The sequence below is a fragment of the Paenibacillus sp. FSL H8-0122 genome (assembly GCF_038005345.1).
Taxonomy (GTDB): Bacteria; Bacillota; Bacilli; order Paenibacillales; family Paenibacillaceae; genus Paenibacillus_AQ.
On record NZ_JBBOTB010000001.1, the window covers coordinates 2,009,798 to 2,032,085 of the forward strand.

Genomic DNA, 22,288 nt, shown 5'->3' on the forward strand with positions numbered 1-22,288 from the left:
TCCGAAGCCGGGAAGGGCTAGGGTCTGCTCTGTTTTTTTATGAAGGAGTGAATAGAAGGAGGCGCTGTTGCACTGGAGGGGAGCGATGTAGGTAGCTTGTCAGTTTACAACGTAACAGTGTTATGTTACGATGGGTGCAAGGAGTGGTGATATGGAAGAGGATTTAATCTCCAAAAAGGAGCTGCTCGATGAGACAGGAATCTCTTACGGGCAGTTGTACCGCTGGAAGCGGAAGCAGCTGATTCCTGAGGAATGGTTCATCCGCAAATCTACCTTTACGGGACAGGAGACCTTTTTTCCGCGGGCGCGGATTTTGGGGCGGGTGCAGCATATTTTACAGAAGAAGGATGATCTCTCCCTGGATGAATTGGCGGATAAGCTGTCAGAGCCGGCATCCTCGTACAGCATAAGGTTAACTTTATCCGAGCTAAAGGAACGTAACATTGTTTCGGTGGGTAGTCTGGAGCGGTTCGGGAGGGCGGAGGCCGAGGGCTTACCGCTGAGCTTCGAGCAGATTCTTCATGTATTTGCGGCAGATTGGCTGCTCAGCAAGGGGGAGCTCAGCTGGGAAGAAGCAGACCGGCTCTATCAGATGCTGGGGAGTCATGCGCCGGGGTACGGGGAGAAGGGCTGGGAGCTTTTTTTTGTGCGGAAGATGGGGGTTAGCTTCTTCATTATGGCGCTGCCGGGAGCGGGGCTGGCCTTCGAAGAGGGAGTACGGCTGGTGAGCAGGCTTCGTTCTGCCGATCTGGCGGAACTACTGAATGGACGTTTGACTGAAGGCGGCTTGTAGAGTAAGGAACAGTAAACCACAGGAGGCTGGACCATGGAGAAGAATGAACTGCCGGATCTGGTGATGGATGGGGTCAACACGGCTGCCGGAGGCAGATATAACAAAGTGAACATCAACGGCGTCAGCAAGATTAACGGAGCGCTAAGCGCACATACCTATAGCTGTGACGGCGTAATGAAGCTGAACGGCGACCTTGCGGCGGAAGAGATGGAGATGGACGGAACCCTCAATCTGAAGGGCAATCTGCAGGTTGGTGAAATGAAGCTGAATGGAGTAGTCAACGGAGAAGGCAGTTTGCGGGGAGAGCGCTGTGTAATGGACGGCATGCTGAAGCTGAAGGGCAATTGTGAGCTGGAGGAGCTGACCGGTGAAGGGGTATTCACGGTGGGTGGCCTGCTGAGTGCGGGCCGGATGGAGTTCGGGCTACAGGGTCAGTCTGAGGCAGGGGAGATTGGCGTGGAGAGCCTGGTGATCCGCAAAAAAGGTAACGCGGCCTGGGGCAGACTGCTCGGCGGAATGATCCCCAAGCTCAAAATCGGGCTGCGGGCCAAGCTCATCGAGGGAGATACGCTAGATCTGGAATACACGAGTGCAGATGTAGTGAGGGGCGGTACGGTCATTATCGGGCAGGGCTGCTCGATTGGCCGGGTAGAGTATAGAGCGGGACTGACTGTACATCCCGGTGCCCAGGTGGGAAAGGAGGAGAAGACCGGTGAATGAAACGGTAGAACGCCATGATCTGAAGATACTCGGGACGTCGAGCTCTGTCGGCGGAGTGTTTAAGGATGTGAAGGTGACGGGAGAATGTACCTTCGGCGGGGATGTGGACTGCCATAAGCTTACGCAGACCGGAGAGGTAGCGGTTGAAGGAAATCTTCGGGCACAGGATATCAAAATCACCGGGGAGTGCAAGGTGAAGGGCCGGGTAGACGCAGCCAGCCTGCGCGGACAAGGAGAGGTTACGGCTGGCGGCGGGCTGCGGATTGAGGATATCAAGCTGACCGGCGGGATCATAGTTACGGGCGATTGTGAAGCAGAGCAGGTGCAGCTTACCGGAGTCCTGGAGGTCAGCGGACTATTAAATGCGGAGAAGCTCGACCTGACATTATTCGGCCCCAGTAGGGCGGATACGGTCGGCGGCGGCAGCATCTCCATCAAGCGCAGCCGTTCCGGCGCGTTGCTCAGACCGGGGAAGAAGATGAGCTTCGCGGCCCGGCTGATCGAAGGAGACCGGATCGAGCTTCAGCATACGCAGGCGCAGACTGTCCGGGGCGGAAGTGTTGTGATCGGGCCCGGCTGCGAGATTGAGACGGTGGAGTACGGGGAGCTGCTGGAGGTGCATAAGAGCTCAACGGTAAGGAATGCGGTGAAAATGTAGCGTTAATCCTGCCGGGCGGCCTTGAACCGCAGTACGGTCCGCAGCTTCTCCGGGCGGACACGCCTGGCATCCGAGATATAGATTTCGCGGTGCAGGAGAGACTCCCGCACCAGGCCCTGAGCGGTGCAGAATTGCTCCATTCTGGCGAAGCTGTGCGGTTCATCATCATAGGGGCCGATATGCAGCATTTGTACACTCAGGCCGTCTTCGCAGTGCTCGAAGACGGCCTTATCCAGCAGCGGGTGCGGTTTGCTGTGCTTGACCTGCTCCAGCACTTCTGCGGCAAGCAGAGGGGTCAGGAAATCCGGCTGCCGGATCATTAAGGTATATACCAGCTCGTTTTTATCAAGAGCGGCTAAGCGGCGACCGGCTTCGCTGAGATCCCATACCCCTTCCAGCGGGAAGACGGTGTAATCGTAATAGCCTTCCGGCGCGGGTCCTCGTCTCGGCAGCATCTTAACTGCATAGGACAAGGAATAGAGCACAGCGACTGCTTCTGCGAAGGCGCTCCTGTTGGGATTGCCTTCACCCCGCAGGGTGAAATAAGGGAAGGCGGGTACATGGATCAGCCCCGGCTCGGCAGGGGGCAGGTATAGGGCTTTGTCTTGTTTTCTCCATTCGGTCTTCATGCGGGTCACCTCAGTTCATAGGATTGTGCTGTATTCAGCATAGCATGCGAACCGGACAGGTGTATGTCAGGTTGGCAGCCGGAGGCTGAATGGTAATAGTACAAGTACATAGAAAAAGTATTTAGTAGAGGAGGATTTAGGTTGAGCGGAACGATGGAATGCGTGGTTGCTGCGAAGGCGGCCCTTGGAGAAGGTCCCCATTGGGATCACAGGAAGGGCAGGTTGTATTGGATGGATGTTGACAGCAATGAATTACATCTCTATGACCCCGGCCAGGGGACGGATGATATTCATTCCTTTGAGCGAAAGGTAAGTGCAGCTGTACCGGCTGAGCGCGGCGGATGGATTCTGACGATGGAGGATGGGATCTACAGATATATGGAGCATCAGCCTGTGGAGCTGTTGGCAGCGGTGGAGACCGGAATTTCCGGTAACCGGTTAAATGATGCCAAATGCGACAGCCGTGGACGCTTGTGGTTCGGCTCGATGAACAGAAGGTTTGCGGGAAGAGACGGCAGCCTGTATGTAATGGAATCCGCTGGTGAGGTCCGGCAGGTGTTGACTGGGATCGGTATCTCCAACGGCTTGGCCTGGGACGACAGCTTGGGGGTCATGTATTACATTGACACGTTGACCAAGGGGATCGATGTAATGGATTATTCGCTGGAAGATGGCTCGGTGAGCGGGCGCCGGACGGTCATCCGGTTGGCGGAAGGTGAAGGCTGGCCGGATGGAATGACGATCGACAGCGAAGGCATGCTCTGGGTCGCCCATTGGCGCGGCGGCTGTATCTCAAAGTGGAATCCCCATACAGGCGAGCAGCTGGAGAAAATCGACGTTCCGGCACATTATGTAACCTCCTGTACCTTCGGCGGCGGGAATCTGGACGAGCTGTACATCACTACGGCACGCGGATACATGAGTGCAGAAGAGCTGGAACGCTGGCCGCAGGCGGGCGGATTGTTCCGCATTAAGCCGGGAGTGAGGGGCCGGGAGGCTAACCGGGCTGCTTTTTAACGAGGGGAGCCCTGACTCAACCATTTTAAATCTGATGCTCTACTATTACCTAATAGCAGAAGTGGAGTTGTTTATACGGCGGATATTCTGCCTGTGAGCAGCTCTTTTTATGTTGCATAAAATCATGTAATCCGGGGACAACAGCGGCCGGAGACTCAAATGTTCACAGCAGCGGCGACCAAGCATCGAGTTCAAGCTTTAAGTGCATGCCTTTTTATTTTCAGAATAAACAAAATATGGTATTGTATCTATATATTGAAACGCTTTCACAAAGAGCGGTGAGAAAGACGGAACCCGGTATCCATCATTATTCCTATCAAAAGCAAGGAGGACTTCGATGATTAAGGCTGTTGTCGTAGACGATGAGCGTCTGGTGCGCAAGGGTTTCATCTCACTGCTGGATTGGCCGTCCTTCGGGGTGGTGATTACCGGAGAGGCCAGAGACGGGCATGCGGCACTGGAGCTGCTGCGCGAGCAGGAGACGGATCTGTTGTTCGTGGATCTGTCGCTGCCGGGGATGACCGGGTTCGAGCTGATCCGGGAGGTGAGGCTGCGGTATCCGGCGGTAAGGTGCGTGGTGCTGACCTGCCATCATGAATTCGATGAGGTGCAGGAGGCGCTGCGGCTGGGAGCGGTAGATTACATTGTCAAAACGCTGCTGGAGCCGGAGAATGCCGATGAAATCATCTGTAGACTGGTGGAACGGATCAGGTGGGAGGACAGGAACAAAAGCAACCCTGCGAAGGCAGAGCAGAAGGTGATCGCTGAGGATAACGCGCTGCTCTATGTGCCGCTTACGCCGGAACTGAAGGAAGAGCAGCTGTATGCGCTGTCTCTGGTGAGAAATTCCACACTGCATGCTGTGCCGGGGATGTGGCTGTCTCCGCTGCCGTATCCTGTGGATGCAGCGCGGATCGGAGGAGAGCTGGGAGCGGCGCTTGGGACAAGCTGGACAGCGGCGCTGCTGGAGGGGGTGCGCGGTCAGCCGCTGAAGAGAATTGCTGCGGTGCTTGAACAGTCGGCCCGGCAGGCGCTGTTTTATGCGGCGGGCGGCCAGGCGCTCCCGAGGCTGCATTATGGTGAACTGCAGGCGCTGGCCGCGCGGCAACGGCCGGAGACGGGCGTCCCTTCCGCGCTGGTACAGGCGCAGAATCTACGCTGGACGCTGGAGCGGAGAGAATGGGACCTGTTCCTCAGCGGGGTTGCGATGCAGCAGCCGGACCCTGCGGCAGTGGCGGACTTTGGCCAAGAGCTGCTGCAGGGCTGGAGCGGCCTGCTGCTTACAGCGGAGGAAGCGCAGCAGCTCGCGCTGGCGGCAGAGTGCAACCGGCACTGGCGGCACTGGCAAGTCTGGCTGCATCAGTTCACGGGGCATGTCCAGCGCCGGATGATTGAGCTGGGCTTGAGCCAAGAGGTGATGCTCTGCCTGATCAGCGCTGTGCGTTATATGAAGAGCCATGCCGGCGATAAAATCAATCAGGGCGATGTTGCCGCTGCTATCCATATGAGCCGCGGCTATTTCAGCCGGTGCTTCGCCCGCTTTGCCGGTGAGACTTTCGGGGAGTGCCTGCGGCGCATGCGGCTGGAGCTGGCGAAAGCGCTGCTGCTGGAGACCCGTGCCCCGGTGTGTGAAATTGCCTGCCGGTCGGGCTTCGGGGATGAGCGTTATTTCAGCAAGTTGTTCCGGGAGCATGTCGGCAAGCTGCCGAGTGAATACCGCGCAGAAGGCCAGCTTCAAGCTGTCCACTTTGCGGCTGAACACAGGGACAGCAAGGACAGCAAGGACAGCAAGGACAGCAAGGACAGCCTGATTTTCTCCACTTAATCAATACAATCAGCTCTGCCCGTTCAGCCGGTCTGAGTTGCGGGTGACCTTGTGGAGCAGTTCTGTCAGCGTATCCAGCTCACTCTCGGTAAGGTCCATGGACAGCTTACGGTTGAAATCATCGAGCAGCGCCTGGAAGACCGGAGCGAATTCAAGCGCCTGGGGGGTCGGATACAGCAGGAAGGAGCGGCGGTCTTTCGGGTCAGTCCGGCGTTCAATATATCCCGAGGCCTCCAGAAGCTTCACGGAGCGGGTAGTTGTCGCTTTATCGCATTTAATCCGGCTGGTCATCTGATCCTGGGTGATCCCCGGATGACTCAGCACCAGCTTTAAGAAGCTATGCTGGCCGCCGCTGCCGATGCCGTAGGGAAGCAGCTCCTTGGCCAGTATTTTTTGGTTCTGACGGTGAAGATGGGAGATCAGCTTCCCAATTGGTTCTCTGATCGGATCACTGATTGGTTCTCTAACCGGTTCTCTATTTGAAGTCACCATGGACACCTCGCTGAGGATTATAACGGCTGCCAGCCCTAAGGCATAGCGCCCTGCCTCAGATCTTACCGTAATTTTGTTGCGCGCGCAACTAATTTGCAGTACACTGTGAAGGATTAGTTTGTTGCGTGTGCAACTAGATTACATTTGAACCAAGAGGGTGTTAGCGGATGAGCAGCTTAGAGGCGACCTATCAGGAGGATGCCGGGATACAGAAGAAGCGCTGGCTGATTCTGATCGTTCTTAACTTGTTTACTTTTATGTCTACACTGGATGGAAGTATTGTGAATATTGCGCTGCCGGTGCTGGTGAAGGAGCTGGGGCTGCCGGTAGCCCAGGTGGAGTGGGTGACAACCGGATATCTGATGGCGATCTGTTCAGTGATTCTGTTCTTCGGGAAGCTGGGGGACATCGCCGGCAAAATAAAGATGTTCAAGCTGGGCATGGTCGTCTTCACCATCGGCTCTCTGCTCTGCGGATTAAGCCACAGCCTGCCGCTGCTCATTGCTTCGCGCGTAGTGCAGGCGGTCGGCGCTTCGATGACCATGGCGAACAGCCAGGGCATTGTTACGGATATTTTCCCGTCTACGGAACGCGGCAAGGCTCTCGGCTTGATTGGAACCTTCGTGTCTCTCGGCAGTATAGCGGGGCCCAGCCTAGGCGGAATTATCGTATCGTCGATGGGCTGGGAGTATATTTTCTGGGTGAATGTGCCGATTGGAATTCTGGCGATTGCACTGGGCTGGAAGGTACTGCCGAAGGATCTGGTACGCGTGAAGTCAGGGATTGATGCTCCCGGCAGCCTGCTGTTTGCTGTCTTCATTGTCTCTCTGTTCGCCGGACTTCTGCTCGGCCAGCAGCTTGGATACGGGGATACCCGGATCATTGCCGCTCTCTCCGCTGCGGTTATTACCTTCATCGTCTTCCTGATCGTGGAGCTGCGCAGCGCCCAGCCGCTGCTTCAACTGGGCCTGTTCAAGAATCCCTTGTTTTCACTGAGTATATTCTGTGCTTTTCTGGTGTTCGTCTCGAACTTCTGCTTCAATATTATCGCGCCGTTTTATGCGCAGAATATGCTGAACATGTCCCCTTTTGATGCAGGCTTCCTGCTGATGCTCTACCCGATCTGTATGGTGATAGTCGCTCCGTTAAGCGGGGCATTGTCGGACAAAATCGGTTCGGAGCTGCTCACCTTCGCAGGGCTGATCGTGATGGTGGTTGCCCAGTTCGGGCTGGCCCGGCTGCATGAAGGCAGTCCGGTTATGCTGGTCGGCGTCTGGATCGCCATGCTCGGCATCGGCAGCGGGATGTTCGGCTCACCGAACAACTCGCTGATTATGTCCACGGTGCCGCGAACACAGCTAGGCTCGGCAGGCAGCGTGAATTCGCTGGTCCGTAATGTGGGGATGGTCGTCGGAATTACCTTAGCCACCTCGATTCTGTTCAATGTAATGAGCAGCAAGGCCGGCTACCGGGTAACCGGGCTGGTAGAAGGACGTCCGGAGCTGTTCCTCTCGGGGATGCATGCAGTCTTCCTGGCTTCGTCCGGGATCTGCCTGTTATCGGCGCTCCTGACCGGTTGGCGGCTGTTCTCCTCGCGCAGGGCGAAGAGTCTGAGCGCATAACATGAATAAACGGGCAGGGCTGCGGAATTTCGCTGTCCTGCTCTTGGTGTGTCACAATCTCCGTCCCTATCTTGTCTACAGTTATGAAGAGCAATACAACCATAATGGAGGCGACCTAATTTGAGTCTAAGAATGAATTATCGTGAGGTTAACGGCCCGGCATTCCGGGCAATGATGGCGCTGGAGCAGCATGCAGGAAGCCGCAGTAAGGATAAGGTACTGTATGAACTGGTTAAAATACGGGTCTCACAGATTAACGGCTGTGCGTTCTGTCTGGATATGCATGCCAAGGATCTGATGAAGCTGGGCAACTATGCCGATCATATTCTGCTACTGAGTGTGTGGCGCGAAGCGCCGTTGTTCAGTGCCAAGGAACGTGTGCTGCTGGAATTCGCCGAGCAGGTCACGCTGATCAGCGAAGCTGGCGTTCCGCTGGAGCTGTACAATAAGATGCTTACGCACTTTAGCGAAGAGGAGCTGGTAGACTGGATTATGGCGATCAATACGATCAACAGCTGGAACCGGATTGCCATCACGACCGGGATGTTCCCGGGCTGCTTCGGCTAAGGAAGAGGATAGAGTGTAAGGAAGGAGGGCGGCATGAAGTGGACAGGGGGAAAATAAGGACTCAGGCCGAGACACCGGCAGCGGAGAATCCCGGTATGGAGGAGCTGTATCAGAGCTATAAAGGCTATGCCTTCTCCATTGCCTACCGGATGCTTGGCGTGATTGCCGATGCAGAGGATGCGGTGCAGGATATGTTCGCCGAGCTGCAGCACCGGGACCGGAGCGGCATTCAGAATATCAAAGCCTATGTGGCCAAAGGCGTGACCAACCGCTGCCTCAATCTGCTGAATTCGGCACGCAGCCGCAGAGAGACTTATATCGGAGAGTGGCTGCCTGAGCCGGTAAGCGAGGGATATGACGGCCCGGAAGCGGCGGCAGAACGGAAGGATAATCTGTCGTATGCTTTTCTGGTGCTGCTGGAGCGTCTGTCTCCCACGGAGCGTGCGGTATTCGTACTGCGGGAAGCCTTCGAATACGACTATGAAGCCATTGCCGGAATGGTAGGCAAGTCGGGCAGCAACTGCCGGCAGATCTTCAGCCGGGCCAAGCGTATCCTGCAGACAGAGCCGGCTTCCCGGTTGCCCTCGCTCAGCTATGGAGCAGTCACTGAGAATCTGCTGGTGCGCTTCACTGCCGCGTTCACCTCCTACGATGTGGGCGGCATGCTGGAGCTGCTGGCCGAGCATCCGGTACTGGTTGCTGATGGCGGGGGCCGTGAGGTGCATACCATACTCCGGCCGATGACCGGACGCCGGGGAGTGACTGCACTGCTGACCTCGAAGCGGGTTATGCACTATTTGCGGGAGTGGAAGCCTTCCTGCGGGCTGCTGAACGGCGAGCCGGGTCTGATCTTCACCGATCAGGGAGTCGTGAAGTGCGTGCTCTGCCTGAGTACGGATTCCAGCGGGGAACGGATTCAGAGCCTGTATCTTCTGATGGACCCTGCGAAGCTGTCCCATATTACCGTACCGCCGGAGCTGCCGCAGCACTGAGGGCCAGCAAGAACCAATAAGACACGTTACTCTCCCTGAGCGGGAAGGCAACGTGTCTTTATTAGTTAATTCACATATGCCACATTAAGCACACTCACTTAGTTCTTGAAGCTGTGAATCGGCGCGGGAATCCGTCCGCCGCGGTTGACGAAGCCCGCACAATTGAACGGGTTGACAGCCATGACTGGAGCATATCCGAGCAGACCGCCGAATTCGACTATTTCACCGACGTCCTTACCGATAACCGGAATGACGCGGACCGCTGTGGTCTTGTTGTTGACCATGCCGATGGCGGCTTCATCGGCAATGATGCCTGCGAGGGTCTCTTTGCTGGTGCTGCCGGGAATGGCAATCATGTCCAAGCCTACAGAGCAGACACAAGTCATGGCTTCGAGCTTCTCCAGCGTCAGCGCACCCCGCTGGACGGCCTGGATCATGCCGTGGTCTTCGCTGACCGGGATGAAGGCGCCGCTTAAGCCGCCGACATAGGAGGAGGCCATGACTCCGCCTTTTTTGACATTGTCGTTAAGAATGGCGAGTGCTGCTGTGGTGCCGGGAGCCCCGGCTTCTTCAAGGCCCATGACCTGGAAGATCTCTGCGATAGAATCGCCGATCTCGGGCGTAGGGGCCAGCGACAGGTCGATGATGCCGAAGGGCACATTCAGCCGCTTGGAGGCTTCCTGTGCGACCAGCTGGCCGACACGGGTAACCTTGAAGGCAGTACGCTTGATCGTCTCGCACAGGGTTTCGAAGTCCTGTCCCTTGACCTCTTCCAGCGCCCGCTTGATCACACCCGGACCGCTCACGCCAACGTTAATCACACACTCCCGCTCGCCGACCCCGTGGAAGGCACCGGCCATGAACGGGTTATCCTCGACCGCATTGCAGAATACAACCAGCTTGGCACAGCCGATGGAGTCGCGGTCCTTGGTGCGCTCCGCCGTCTGGAGAATGATGTCGCCCATCAGCTTCACCGCGTCCATGTTGATGCCGCTGCGCGAGGAGCCGACGTTGACGGAGGAGCAGACTCGCTCGGTTACCGCCAGCGCTTCCGGAATACTGTCAATCAGAATCCGGTCGCCCTTCGTACAGCCCTTCTGCACCAGCGCGGAATACCCGCCGATGAAGTTGACGCCAACCTCCTTGGCAGCCTTGTCCAGAATCTGGGCGACAGGCACGTAGGTATCGGTATGTACAGCTCCCGCAGCAATCGAAATCGGCGTTACGGAGATCCGTTTGTTGACAATCGGCACCCCGAATTGGCGCTCCAGATCCTCACCCGTCTTCACGAGCTTCTCGGCAGAGCGGGTGATTTTGTCATACACCTTCTGGTTGAACACCTTCATATCGGTATGGGCGCAGTCCATCAGGCTGATGCCCATCGTAATGGTGCGGACATCCAGGTTCATTTCCCGGATCATTTTATTCGTCTCCTGAACTTCTACTATCGAGATCACTAGCGCTCACTCCTCTCCTCGCCGGTTAAATCCGGTGCATAATATTGAAGATATCCTCATGCTGCAGCTTGATTTCCACACCGATGTCTTCCCCTACCTGCTGAAGCTCCTCCACAATCTCCTCGAAGGACTTGCTGGGGGCAGAGATGTCCACGATCATCATCATGTTGAAATAATCCTGCACAATCGTCTGGGAGATGTCCAGAATGTTCAGATTGTGCTCTGCGAGGTATGTACACACTTTGGCGATAATGCCTACCTTGTCTTTTCCGAGTACCGTAATAATCCCCTTCAATTGAAAAGCCTCCCGTTATCCATGGTCTGAAATCTTCGCTCATTGCCGCATTAACGGAATGAACGATTTTAATTATTATGTCAAATCAAGGATAGGTTATCAACCAAAGCTTTTGTGTCGGGGCTGATCAGAGATTTGAGCCTGCATTTTCCTGAGCGTATAATAATGTTGACACTTGATGTGAAATATGATTTATTTGAGTTTTGAACGATAAGCTGGATATAAGGAGCTATTATGACAACGAGAAAATATAAAGAGCTGGTTGAAGAGCGCACGAGAGAAACTCTGCAGAAATGGTCGGAACAGTCAGCAGTCGAGGAGAAGGATATTTATCGTTTCCTGCATAATTTGAAGGGCACCTCGGGCACTGTGGGTCTCGATACCGTAGAGGCTTTCTCGGGCAATGCGCTGCTCTATTTCTCGGATGATCACCATAGAAGCTGGACAGAAGCAGAATGGGGCGATTATATCTATCCGGTGCTGGAGCTGTTCGAGGAGCGGGAATCATTGGGCGCGGTGCCGCCGTTGACTCCCGGGATTGCATTATCCCACGGCAATGTCCACCAGCAGTATGAGATTCTGATCGTGGACGATGATGTGGAGCTGGTTGCTTTTTTGCGGGAATCGCTGGAGCGGGAGTCCTATTATGTCAGCATTGCGTTGTCGGCAGGACGCGGACTGAAGCTTTTTTATGAGAACAAGCCGGATTTGATTCTCCTTGATATTCTGCTGCCGGACCGCAGCGGGATTGATGTGCTGAAGCAGATTATCGGCAAGGCTAAGAAAGAACGGATTCCGATCATTATGATCAGCGGCGAGCATTCGATAGAGGTTCAGAAGTATGCCTATTCGCTGGGTGTTATGGATTACATACAAAAGCCGGTGGATATCGATTTGTTCCTGGTCCTGATCAAGAACCGCTTCGAGCTGAAAAAGGAGTGGCAGGAATCGATCATTGTCGACGAGCTGACCGGGGCGTTCAACCGCAAGTACTTCAACCAGACGATGAAGCAGCTGATCTCCGATTTCAGACGGACAGGCCGGACCTTCTCCCTTGCTCTGCTGGACCTGGATCTGTTCAAGCAGGTTAACGACACTTACGGGCATCTGATGGGAGACGAGGTGCTGCAGAGCTTCTCGGAGGTGGTGAAGCAGTCCATCCGTACGGAGGATACCTTCTGCCGCTACGGCGGCGAGGAGTTTGCCTTGTTCATGCCCAATACCCCCGCAGAGCAGGCGCTGCTTGTGATGGAACGGATTCAGGAGGTCTTCGCCGCCCGGGAGTTCCAGGCCAAACGTGAGAGCTTCCATGTGACCTTCTCCTGCGGAGTGACCGAGGTTAACGGAGAGATGCAGGATGCCGATATATTGGTAGAGGAAGCGGATCTGGCGCTCTATGCCAGCAAGCATAACGGCAGGAACCAGAGCACCCTGTACAGCCAGGATCTGCTGCTGGGCCAGCGCGAGACGCTGCTGAATGTCATTATTGTGGATGATGATCCGCTGATCCGCAGAATGGTGACGACCCACTTCGCTGCCTGGCAGCCCGGGACTAACGCCAGAGTGAAGGTTGCGAGTTACGCGGACGGCGCTCTTTTATTGAAATCGGACTGGTATACTCCTGAAGAGAAGTATGTGATTCTGCTGGACGGCGTCATGCCGGGGCTTGACGGGCTTGAGGTACTGGAGAAGATCCGCAGCGGCTATCCTGAGGTGAACATTCTCGTGATCATGCTGACCGGCCGCAATAACCAGCGGGATATTATCCATGCGCTGCAGATGGGGGCGGACGATTATGTCATTAAGCCGTTCCATCTGCCGGAGCTGCTGACCCGGATTGAGCGTCTGGCCCACCGGTTTCTGTTCTAAATGCAATGCATCCCAAGCAGGGATGACTGAAAGGTGAGAGTGAGCTATGGTGCAAAAGGTACTGATTGTAGATGATGAAGAGGTTCTGCGCATGCTGATTGAGGATACGCTGGAGGATCTCGAGAATGTGGAGACCCATACCGCCGAGAATGGGGGCGAGGCGCTCGCCAGGCTGGCGGCAGAGCCTTACGACTTGGTGATTCTGGATTACATGATGCCCGTCATGACCGGGATTGAAGTGCTGTGCGAGCTGGATGGGGAACTGAAGAGCCGGACGCCGATAATGATGCTGACTGCCAAGGCACAGGAGATGGACCGTAACCGGGCCAGGGAGGCGGGAGCCCGTTATTTCATGCCTAAGCCGTTCAGCCCGATGGAGCTGCTGCAGCTCGTGGAGGACATTCTGAGTGAGAAACCTTAAGGTTGCCGACCGGAGCATCAAAACGAAATATTACCGGATTCTTCTGCTGCTGTTCGTTGCCATTATGGCCGGAGGAATCGGGCTTGTCTTCTATATCAATGTCCAGCAGGAACAGCTGGATCAGAAACGTGAAGTGCTGCAACATAAGACGGCGACGATCAACGAGCTGGCGGTGACGCTCAGCGAGGTCTTTTTCCGGGCGAGAGGTTATGTGGCTACTCAGAGTGAGAATGAGCTTGCGCTGCTGAACGCTGCGCTTAAGGGGCTTGACGGCATTCTGGAGCAGTACGCCTCCCTGAAGCTGTCGCCAGAAGAAGTCCGGTACAGAGATGACCTCAAGGTGTTCTATGAACAGTACAAGAGCCAGACCCTGCCCGAAGTGATGCTCTTAGTGAAGAATAATGATTACGAGGGAATCCGGAACTTGTCCCAGAGCGGCAGTACCCGGGCTGTGAACGAATACCTGAGCTACACGAAGCAATTCAAAGCCAATTCGGATGCGCTGCTGAATGAGCTGAACTCCCGCTCCATCAGGCAGGCGGATACGTTCACTTTTGTTGCTTTTCTGCTTAGCACCTTGCTGCTGCTGTTCTTCACGCTGCTGATCTGGCAGATGCTCAAAATTATCATCGATCCGATTGTGAAGCTGGAGGAAGCAACGAATTCGCTGGCGGCCGGTGATGCGGTTCTGCTCGGTAAGCTGCATAAGCAGGATGAGATCGGGCGGCTCTATGACGCCTTTCTGAATATGGCCCATAGCATCCAGGACAAAGAGGAAGAGCTCATGATGCAGAATGAAGAGCTGCACGCCCAGCAGGACGAGCTGCAGGATCAGCAGTACAGACTGGAGCGGTCACTCAGTGAAATCGAGAGCATGATGAAGGCGCTGAATCAGACCTCTGCCGTCGGCATTCTGTCGAACAAAGGCGTGTTCACTTACGCGAACGATAATCTGAGCGTCTACACAGGGTACAAGAGCTCCGAGGTAATCGGATACACCTACCGGTTGTTTGAGCTGCATAATATTTCGGAATCACAGGTGGAGCAGATGATCCGCAAGCTATCGACCGGCGGTGTGTGGAGCGGAGAGACGGAGCTGAAGGCCAAGGAAGGTTCGCCGCTCTGGCTGCAGCTGACAATCATGCCTTATCTGAACGATGAAGGCCAGATCTACCAGTACATCCTGATTGCTAATAACGTCACCTCGATGAAGAATGTGCAGCAGGAGCTGGCGGAGACGCTGAAAAGCACGGAGCAGACATCCATGATGCTGGAGCTTAACAATCAGCTGAACCATGAGATCACTTATACGCTGGACAAGCAGGAATTCGCCGACAAGTTCAACAAATTCATGAACCGTCTGTACTCGTTCGACTCCAGTCTTTTCCTGCTGGTCAAGGATAAGATAGCGGTGGTCAAAGGGGTTCCGCCGGAGAATGTGGAGCGGTACATCGGTGAGGGCAGCAAGGAGATTCTGTACCGCCTGAGCGTGGAAAAGTCGTATATGGTGAAGCGGGTGGGCTCGGTCAGAGAGCAGGGGATCTCCGCCAATGAGGTGTATTGTTACGACTACTATACGACTGTGGTGAATGCTGAGGATGAGATTCTGGCGGTCTTCTGCGGAACCCGTATCGGGCATCCGTTCACGGAGGAAGAGACCAGCGAAATCCAGGGGATGATGAACCGGGTCGCCCTGGCCATTGAACGCCTGTTCATGTACGAGGAGATTGAGAATGGCCGCAAGCTGAATCAGGATATTGTGAACAATGTCAATGAGGGTATCCAGTTTGTCAGCACGGACGGTGTCATTCAGCATATCAACAAGGCCCTGAGCCAATTGTTCAGTTATGAGGACTGGACGGAAGGCATGCTGATTCCCAAGGAGCGCTGGATGGAGCACTTCACCCTCCGGGTGAATGAATCGGAAGAGCTGGGACGCTTCTACCAGAAAGCGATGTCTGAGCATACTGTTGAGTCCAGTGCGATGAAGTATTCTATCGGCAAGGAAAATATGAAGCATGTGGATGCCTATGCCATACCGGTCTTCCGCCGGGAGGTCCGGGTGGGGACGCTGTTCGTCCACCGGGACATTACCCGCGAGTATGAGCTGGATCTGATGAAGTCGGAGCTGGTCAGCACCGTCAGCCATGAGCTGCGGACGCCACTGTCGAGTGTACTGGGCTTCACGGAGCTGCTGCTGTCCAAAACCATGAAGCCGGAGAAGCAGCTGAAATATCTGGAGACGATTCATAAGGAAGCCAAGCGTCTGACGGAGCTGATTAACGACTTCCTGGACCTGCAGCGGATGGAGTCCGGCACACAGCTGTATAATGTGGAGAAGGTCAACCTTAGCGAGACGGTCCTGAGTGTCATCGATCAGTACAAGCTAAGCGGTACCCACCATATTCTTCTGGAGGACGAGGCGCTGAATCCCGAGGTTGAGGTAGACAAGGATAAGATTATCCAGGTGCTGACCAACCTGCTGAGCAATGCGATCAAGTTCTCGCCGGGCGCAGGTGAAGTGAAGGTCATGCTTCATAACGAACCGGGATCGATTATGGTACGGATTCAGGACCACGGACTCGGGATTCCGAAGAATCAGATCGGGCAACTGTTCCAGAAATTCCGCCGAGTGGACAATAGTGCATCCAAGCGGATTGGCGGTACGGGATTGGGCTTGGCCATCTGCAAGGAGATTATAGAGAAGCAGAAGGGAACGATCGGGATTGAATCCGTGGAGGGCGAAGGCTCGACGGTCTGGTTCCGTCTTCCGCTGATGCAGGCGGAGACCGGCCACCCGGAGGAGGAACATTCGTTAAGATGGAGCGCTGGCAAGGAGCAGAAGCCGGATGTGATGATTGTGGAGGATGATTACAGCCTGTCCCTGCTGCTCTCGGAGGAGCTGAAGGGCAAGGGCTTCCGGGTCACCCATCACTATCATCCGCAAAAAGCTTTTGACCAGGCTGTTAAAACGCCCTTCGTAGCGATCATTGTCGATCTGATGCTGGGCGATGAGCTGGACGGCTGGGATCTGATCCGCATGCTCAAGAACGATCCCCGGACCGAGAAGGTGCCGATTGTCATCTCCTCGGCGCTGGACAAGGACGATAAGAGCATGATGGATAATGTGCAGAAATATCTGACCAAGCCCTATCCGCCAGGCGAATTGTCGGGTACGCTTCAGGAGATTGTGGACATTCAGCTGAAGACAGGCGAGGTGCTGTTCCCGGATAACGGTGAAGCCGGGCATGGAGCGGCGCTTGGTGAGAGTTAGAGTGGGTGCTGAGTAAGTGCTGAGTGAGAGCTAGAGTGAGCGTATAGTGAGTGCTCAGTGAGTACATGGGTAGTGCAATAATAGGATTGATTAAAGTTATAGCGGAACAAGTCTCTTTCGGGGGGCTTGTTTTTTATATATTTGGGGGTTCTCTGGTGGGAAAGGGGCCAAATGTATCGGAAAAACCGTTACTACTTAGGTCGCTCTGTCGATAGAAAAAAGACAAAACTCGGGAGGTGAATGAGGTATGGATGTTAGCCTACAGTAAGTCCATCAGATAAGTAAGGGTGATCCTGAAATTTCAAGCTTCATCCAAATGCTCCTCGACCAAAATCGGGCCTTAACCGAACAGAATCAACACCTTCAAAAACTTGTAGACACACAAGCGAAGAGATTCTTATGCTGAAAAAACGAGTACATTAGTTGGAACGACAACTCGGACAGCAAAGTCATAACGGCATTAAACCCCCATCCAGTGACGGGCTTCGCAAGCCTCCGAATCTGCGGACACCTCCCGTTACGAATGCACTGGAAGATGAAATTCTATACTTCCAAGATCTTATTGGGGTGATTGAGAAGGACGGACGTTTCACAGGACTCCCCAAGGTGAAAGAACCCTTTAATTTGCTGAATGAAACCGTTGTGGACGATGTTAAACATATGCAGACTTCTACCGATCCTGATGCCAAAGCGGGCCACAAAAGCGCAAATTCCACATTTTCTGCGTACAAGACCCATATCGCGATGAGTGAAGAGCGAATCATTAAGGCAGTGACCCTTACCACGGGAGAACGAAACGACGGGAAGGAAACGAACAGTGCCTGAATGACTTTAAAGACTCCCCCTTTCCTAAACGATATTAGAGTAAGAAAGTATCTCATTATATGCTTGCTGTAAAATAATAACAATGATAAATTTACTATATTTAGAAAATAACGAATGATAGAATTATCTCATTCCAACGAGGAAGTAATTTTATGAATCGAAGTAAAAAGTTGCTAATGTCTCTTCTGATTTTAAGTCTTACAGCAATCCCAACCTCGGTATTTGCCGAGGATACTTCAACACCAGTAGATTTGGGGTTGCCGGATGTAAATGTCGTTCATCAAGAAACTCAGGAGGTTTCAGTCGACAAATTAGCGGGTATTTTAGATGTTGCACAGGATGCAATTGCAGAAGAAAGAGGTGCTGGAGTTAGTTTCGCAAGATCCTCTGATCAAAAAACCTATGATTACATTACATTTGATGATCAATATACGTATTTTTATGAAGAGGCGGCTAATGAAGAGCCGCAACTTATTGTTGTAGATAAAGCAGAAACGAACGTGGAAGATTTATTAATTTCCAATTCTGAAGAAAACACTTTTAAAACCGCTGCTACAAGTACAGGATTTATTACAGATGGAGTGGGAGGAAGGGTTAACGTAACAACTACTGGTTCTGCTGGAAGTTATCTTATGGGGCTTATGAGTCTTCCAGAAGCTAACTCAAGTGTTGTAAGTTTAGACCGACCGACGCATGTTGCTTTTAACTATGGAGGGTTTGAATATTCCTCTACCAATGCGAATGGTATCGGCTCTTGGGCAGCGGATATGGGTCTTGAACTTTATAATAACTTAGGACCAAGCTCAACTTCCTATGGTTGGAAGCCAGTAATTATTTTGAAAAAGAAGTTGCGTGCAACCATACCTAATGTTGATACTGGTTGGGATCAATATGGTACTTCGTTTGCAGCGGTTATGGTGAAGTACAGAACAAGAATGGATATAAACCTGGAACAAGCCCACTGATCTACTGGTGGTATAATTATAATGGCAAAGCAAGAATGAAGGTTGATGGATGGGCTATTTCACCCACATATGGTGGATACAGTCTTCAGGACACAAATCTTATCACCATATTAGAGTCCAGCGGTAGTTACAATATTCCTTCAATTAGCAGATGGAAACTATTATCAACTGTTGTTAGTAATGATGATACAGGGAAAAATCAAACAACTTTTTCAAGTTTGCAATTTAATGGTTCCCCACTTCCAAGCGGGGCAATCACAACTCCTCAGAATGATCAATCAAATGTTAATATAACAAGTAGTTCTTCCGTTCAAATTGTTGTAAATAGTAGTATTTATTGACTCTAGCAATATTTAACAACTATAATAATAGGCAATGGATTAAGATGATCATTGTCTATTATTTTTAAATTGGAGGCACATTATGAGAAAAATGAAAAAAATATTATTATCTACGACGGTTATTTTATTAGTATCAGGGGTAAGCAGTGTATTTGCTTCGCGAGAACATCCGAGTGTTTTTATAAATAACGAAAAAATGGATATTTATGCTAATGTAACTTCTCTTGGTACTACGCTTGTCCCTATGCGTCCAATCTTCGAAGCATATGGAATGACAGTGAAGTGGGATAATAGTAGCAAAACTGTTACTGCAACAAAAGATGATACTACAATTAAATTGACTGATAATTCATATGACGCTTATTTAAATGGGAAATTGATAAAATTAAATCAAGCACCTTCACTAGAACCAACCAGTAGTATTTTTTATGTGAATTTGAGATTTATATCTGAATCGCTTGGAGCAAAAGTAACCTGGAGTACAACAGCAGATGATGCTTCAATAAATATTAATTTCCCAAGTTAAACTTTACTGTTTAAAGAGGCTGTCCCAAAAGTAACCTAGCTGAGCCAGGCCTTTATCTTCAAAAGCTTAAAACTCAAAAAGCAGCGATTTTCCCGTTATTGGAGAATCGCTGCTCTGCGTTTTTGGTCATTTGCAGCTTGTTTTAATACATCATGGGCAAGTGAAAGCCAACCGACCTCGAGCGTCACTTTTTCGATACCGCGAAGCAGAAAACGCCGGAAGCCCCGGTTATTCTTCAGTTGTCCAAATACGCTTTCCGGCTCTGTCATTCGGTGAACGGCTAAGAGGTATCCTTCCTCGCTTCGCAGTATTTCCCGAGCCTGATTTTGGTACCGAAAGCGTTCCAAACTCACCACAACTTTCCGATTTCCGCTTGCCTTCGTGCAGCTTTCTTTTAGCGGACATCCTTCGCAGTTTTCACTTCGGTAATGAAGCTTCCGAATTTCGTATCCGCTCTCTAAGATTTCCTTGCTCTCTTTACGGAAATACAGCGTTTGTCCTGCCGGGCATGTCCAGCGATCCTCGGTTTCGTCGTACGCCCAGTTCTCAATCTTTCCGGCATTCGCTTTCCAGGCTTTGCTCTTTTCCTTGTGGTAGCTGCCGTATTTCACTACCGCCTGAATCTCTTTCTTTTCTAGGTAGGCGTAGTTTTCTTCGCTGCCGTAGCCAGCATCCGCGATGACGGTCTTTGGAAGTTTCCCAAGGATCTGTGCTTTTTCCATGTGCGGCTGTAAACAGCGCGTGTCGGTCGGTTTTTGATGTAGACTGTAGGCTAAAATAAACTGGTTTTCGGTCCCAATCTGTACATTGTAGCCCGGTTTTAGCTAGCCATTTCGCATGTGGTCTTCTTTCATTCGCATAAAGGTCGCGTCTGAATCTGTTTTACTGAAGCTATTTCGGTCACCAAACAGCTTTTGGTACTGTTCGTACTTCAGCAGTCGGGGAAGCAAATCTTTGCGTAACTTCCGTACTGCCTTTTTTAGGGGCTTGTCTTTCGGTTTTAGGGCAAGCTCAGCTTCAAGCTTTTGCACGGCTTGTTCGAGTTTCTTACTGCTCACTTCAGAACCTGAACCGAGTTCAACAAGATCTTTTCCTTGATTCTGCTGTTCTTTCTGCTCTTCTGCCGTTTCAATGTCAGCGAACAGGGCTTGCACCTTTTCCTGTAGTTTGGCTTTGTGTTTGCTGACCGCTTTGCCCCACACAAACGTATAGCGGTTGGAGTTCGCCTCCATTTTGGTTCCGTCCACAAAGTACTGCTCCAGTGAAACGTATTTTTCGTCAGCCAGAAATTGGAGCACGGCGGTAAATACAGTTTCGAGAATGGTCTTCATCCGCTGGGAACGGAAACGATTCAAAGTACGAAAGTCTGGCCGCAGCCGTCCGGCGAGCCACATGAAGAGGATGTTCTCCCGGACGGATTTGGCGATTTGACGAGAAGAATAAATTCGCTGGGTGTAGGCGTAAATGATGACTTTGGTCAGCATTTTGGGGTGGGAGCTGTCACGGCCGCCACCGGGGTAGGCCGCGTCAAAGATGGCGTTGTCCAGCCGATTGACAGCGGCATTCACGACACAAACGAGGTGATATTCTGGAATATCTTCTTCGAGATCCATTGGCAAGCAAAGTTGGTCCATGGTATATTGAATGTACAAAAGAAACCTCTCCTTTGAAATGGTTGTGTGGTAACTCCATTTTACCAAAAGAGGGGTTTCTTTTTTTGTGTTTTTATAAATATTGTGTCCATTTCCCGCTTAAACAGGGGAGAGAACGGAATGATTGTGGAAAAGCGATAGCGGTCGCCTTGGTCTTCGGATTTTCACCGCTAAGGGGAATGAAAAAAATCTGGAGAGCACAGCGATTGTAACAACGTTTCGTTCGCGGAGCGTCCTCACCGAGCACAAACGTCCATCCAGCTCCAAAACAAGGGGGGGCCCAGCCATTTCATGGCTTATGGGACATCCCCTCATTTTTAGCTAATTAAGTTTATTTACTGATTACTTACTTTAGGAGAATAGTTCATCGTTAAAATTTTAGGATGCTATGACATTTTACACGTATAACACTTTAAACTTTGGATTTAATTATGTGTTTCATTTGTTCAAATTGATCCTGATATTGAGAAGAGGTACTTCGTAATATACAATAATTGTTGAACTACTTCCTGATTGTTTCTATTATAGGTAACAACGGCATACAGGGTCTCCGTAATTGATTGTTGCTGGAATGAGGATACCTCACCTAACCAGATCGAGTGTAAAATTACCCCGCAAACCTCAATAACATAGAAACCTGTCCGTTGTTGTAGCTGAGGGTAGTTAATCCTCGCTCCCTATTGTTTTTTTATGAGAATTTCCTTGAAAGTTCCTTGTAGTCATTTTGATGAATATATTTCTTTTCTAAGAAAGGCTAGTTTTGCAGTGTCCTCTCAACCTGGGAGAACGTTTTTTTAGTTCACAAAAGGCGATCCTCTCGTTTCTTTGGTATCCCCACATTCCGATTGATAATAACCAAGCCGATAGTGATGTCCGAATGGTCAAGGTGAAGCAGAAAGTCTACGTTCCTTTCGAACAGAAGGCGTTGCGCTTTGGTTTGCCCGATTACGGAGCGTAGTATCCACATACATTAAACAACAACTTCAAGTCCTTTCCTCTCCTCTCTATCTCTTGCTTTTTCTGATAACCCTGTTTTGAAGTGAACTAAGTAGTAACGAAAAACCCGAACATAAGCAATATGCCGGTGAGAAGTAGAATTTTATTTAGGCGTTATGTGGCGTTATGTAAAATGAACTTGGGGAATGGACAGAGAGGGAAAACGTGACGGAAGAGAATTTTGGAACTGTAGGAGCGTTAGCGTCCGCCTGAAAGCTTTCCGTAGGAAAGCTAGCTTCGGAAGCATAAGCAGTCACCGGATTTCTACCGCAGATAGGGGTTTAAATTAAGAAATCTGGGGACAACAGCGGCTGGAGGGCCAAACATTCTTTGGAGTCACTCATCCCGGTAC

At 51.9% G+C, this 22,288-nt stretch carries 19 protein-coding genes and 2 pseudogenes; 16 read left to right on the forward strand and 5 right to left on the reverse strand.

Annotated features, from left to right (window positions below):
• Window positions 1-151: 151 nt before the first annotated feature.
• From NSS64_RS08685 to NSS64_RS08695, 3 genes are read left to right on the forward strand one after another with little or no spacing between them, the layout of a single operon-like run.
• A complete protein-coding gene (locus tag NSS64_RS08685; RefSeq protein WP_341139844.1) occupies window positions 152-793 on the forward strand; it encodes a DUF4004 family protein in 642 nt (213 codons plus the stop codon).
• Between the two features lie 33 nt (window positions 794-826).
• Window positions 827-1,513: a hypothetical protein gene (locus NSS64_RS08690; RefSeq protein WP_341139845.1), complete on the forward strand. Its 687-nt coding sequence runs from the start codon at window positions 827-829 to the stop codon at window positions 1,511-1,513.
• Entirely contained in the window at window positions 1,506-2,171 is a 666-nt protein-coding gene (locus NSS64_RS08695) for a hypothetical protein (protein WP_340993440.1), read from the forward strand. The genes NSS64_RS08690 and NSS64_RS08695 overlap by 8 nt, the downstream gene beginning before the upstream one ends.
• A gap of 2 nt (window positions 2,172-2,173) precedes the next feature.
• Here NSS64_RS08695 and NSS64_RS08700 read toward each other — a convergent pair whose 3' ends face one another.
• Window positions 2,174-2,800 carry a GyrI-like domain-containing protein gene (locus NSS64_RS08700; RefSeq protein WP_341139846.1) on the reverse strand — a complete coding sequence of 209 codons (627 nt, stop codon included), beginning with the start codon at window positions 2,798-2,800 and terminating at the stop codon, window positions 2,174-2,176.
• Window positions 2,801-2,941: 141 nt separating this feature from the next.
• Between NSS64_RS08700 and NSS64_RS08705 the strand changes: the two genes are divergently transcribed.
• Window positions 2,942-3,817 carry an SMP-30/gluconolactonase/LRE family protein gene (locus tag NSS64_RS08705; protein WP_341139847.1) on the forward strand — a complete coding sequence of 292 codons (876 nt, stop codon included), beginning with the start codon at window positions 2,942-2,944 and terminating at the stop codon, window positions 3,815-3,817.
• 337 nt (window positions 3,818-4,154) lie between these two features.
• A complete protein-coding gene (locus NSS64_RS08710) occupies window positions 4,155-5,642 on the forward strand; it encodes a response regulator transcription factor (protein WP_341139848.1) in 1,488 nt (495 codons plus the stop codon).
• A gap of 9 nt (window positions 5,643-5,651) precedes the next feature.
• Here NSS64_RS08710 and NSS64_RS08715 read toward each other — a convergent pair whose 3' ends face one another.
• The gene (locus NSS64_RS08715; RefSeq protein ID WP_340939804.1) at window positions 5,652-6,134 is read right to left on the reverse strand and encodes a MarR family winged helix-turn-helix transcriptional regulator; all 483 of its coding nucleotides are present in this window, start codon (window positions 6,132-6,134) and stop codon (window positions 5,652-5,654) included.
• 167 nt (window positions 6,135-6,301) lie between these two features.
• On the opposite strand from NSS64_RS08715, the gene NSS64_RS08720 reads away from it, so the two are divergent.
• From NSS64_RS08720 to NSS64_RS08730, 3 genes are all read left to right on the forward strand, one after another.
• Window positions 6,302-7,756 carry an MFS transporter gene (locus NSS64_RS08720; RefSeq protein ID WP_340939805.1) on the forward strand — a complete coding sequence of 485 codons (1,455 nt, stop codon included), beginning with the start codon at window positions 6,302-6,304 and terminating at the stop codon, window positions 7,754-7,756.
• A 120-nt stretch (window positions 7,757-7,876) separates the two neighbouring features.
• Complete coding sequence (locus NSS64_RS08725; RefSeq protein ID WP_341139849.1) at window positions 7,877-8,323, forward strand: carboxymuconolactone decarboxylase family protein; 447 nt, start codon at window positions 7,877-7,879, stop codon at window positions 8,321-8,323.
• Between the two features lie 95 nt (window positions 8,324-8,418).
• Window positions 8,419-9,315 carry a sigma-70 family RNA polymerase sigma factor gene (locus NSS64_RS08730; RefSeq protein WP_341142787.1) on the forward strand — a complete coding sequence of 299 codons (897 nt, stop codon included), beginning with the start codon at window positions 8,419-8,421 and terminating at the stop codon, window positions 9,313-9,315.
• A 98-nt stretch (window positions 9,316-9,413) separates the two neighbouring features.
• Here the strand turns inward: NSS64_RS08730 and NSS64_RS08735 are convergent, their stop codons facing one another.
• Complete coding sequence (locus NSS64_RS08735; RefSeq protein WP_445322016.1) at window positions 9,414-10,772, reverse strand: PFL family protein; 1,359 nt, start codon at window positions 10,770-10,772, stop codon at window positions 9,414-9,416.
• A 25-nt stretch (window positions 10,773-10,797) separates the two neighbouring features.
• A complete protein-coding gene (locus tag NSS64_RS08740) occupies window positions 10,798-11,067 on the reverse strand; it encodes an ACT domain-containing protein (protein WP_036700808.1) in 270 nt (89 codons plus the stop codon).
• 234 nt (window positions 11,068-11,301) lie between these two features.
• On the opposite strand from NSS64_RS08740, the gene NSS64_RS08745 reads away from it, so the two are divergent.
• From NSS64_RS08745 to NSS64_RS08775, 7 genes and pseudogenes are all read left to right on the forward strand, one after another.
• A complete protein-coding gene (locus NSS64_RS08745; protein ID WP_341139850.1) occupies window positions 11,302-12,936 on the forward strand; it encodes a GGDEF domain-containing response regulator in 1,635 nt (544 codons plus the stop codon).
• Between the two features lie 49 nt (window positions 12,937-12,985).
• Window positions 12,986-13,357, forward strand: a complete 372-nt coding sequence (locus NSS64_RS08750) for a response regulator transcription factor (RefSeq protein WP_076079258.1) — start codon at window positions 12,986-12,988, stop codon at window positions 13,355-13,357.
• Window positions 13,344-16,631: an ATP-binding protein gene (locus tag NSS64_RS08755; protein WP_341139851.1), complete on the forward strand. Its 3,288-nt coding sequence runs from the start codon at window positions 13,344-13,346 to the stop codon at window positions 16,629-16,631. Before NSS64_RS08750 ends, NSS64_RS08755 begins: the two co-directional genes overlap by 14 nt.
• A 513-nt stretch (window positions 16,632-17,144) precedes the next feature.
• A pseudogene (locus tag NSS64_RS08760) lies at window positions 17,145-17,441 on the forward strand (IS5/IS1182 family transposase); the annotation flags it as partial.
• A gap of 167 nt (window positions 17,442-17,608) precedes the next feature.
• The gene (locus NSS64_RS08765; protein ID WP_341139852.1) at window positions 17,609-18,421 is read left to right on the forward strand and encodes a YrpD family protein; all 813 of its coding nucleotides are present in this window, start codon (window positions 17,609-17,611) and stop codon (window positions 18,419-18,421) included.
• Window positions 18,337-18,762: a YrpD family protein gene (locus NSS64_RS08770; RefSeq protein ID WP_341139853.1), complete on the forward strand. Its 426-nt coding sequence runs from the start codon at window positions 18,337-18,339 to the stop codon at window positions 18,760-18,762. Before NSS64_RS08765 ends, NSS64_RS08770 begins: the two co-directional genes overlap by 85 nt.
• Before the next feature lie 82 nt (window positions 18,763-18,844).
• On the forward strand, window positions 18,845-19,288 hold the full coding sequence (locus NSS64_RS08775; RefSeq protein WP_341139854.1) for a copper amine oxidase N-terminal domain-containing protein: 444 nt from the start codon (window positions 18,845-18,847) through the stop codon (window positions 19,286-19,288).
• Window positions 19,289-19,383: 95 nt separating this feature from the next.
• On the opposite strand, the pseudogene NSS64_RS32720 reads toward NSS64_RS08775, so the two are convergent.
• A pseudogene (locus NSS64_RS32720) lies at window positions 19,384-20,940 on the reverse strand (IS1182 family transposase).
• A 760-nt stretch (window positions 20,941-21,700) separates the two neighbouring features.
• Between NSS64_RS32720 and NSS64_RS32725 the strand changes: the two are divergent.
• Window positions 21,701-21,898, forward strand: a complete 198-nt coding sequence (locus NSS64_RS32725) for an IS66 family transposase (protein WP_445667785.1) — start codon at window positions 21,701-21,703, stop codon at window positions 21,896-21,898.
• The last annotated feature ends 390 nt before the right edge of the window (window positions 21,899-22,288 follow it).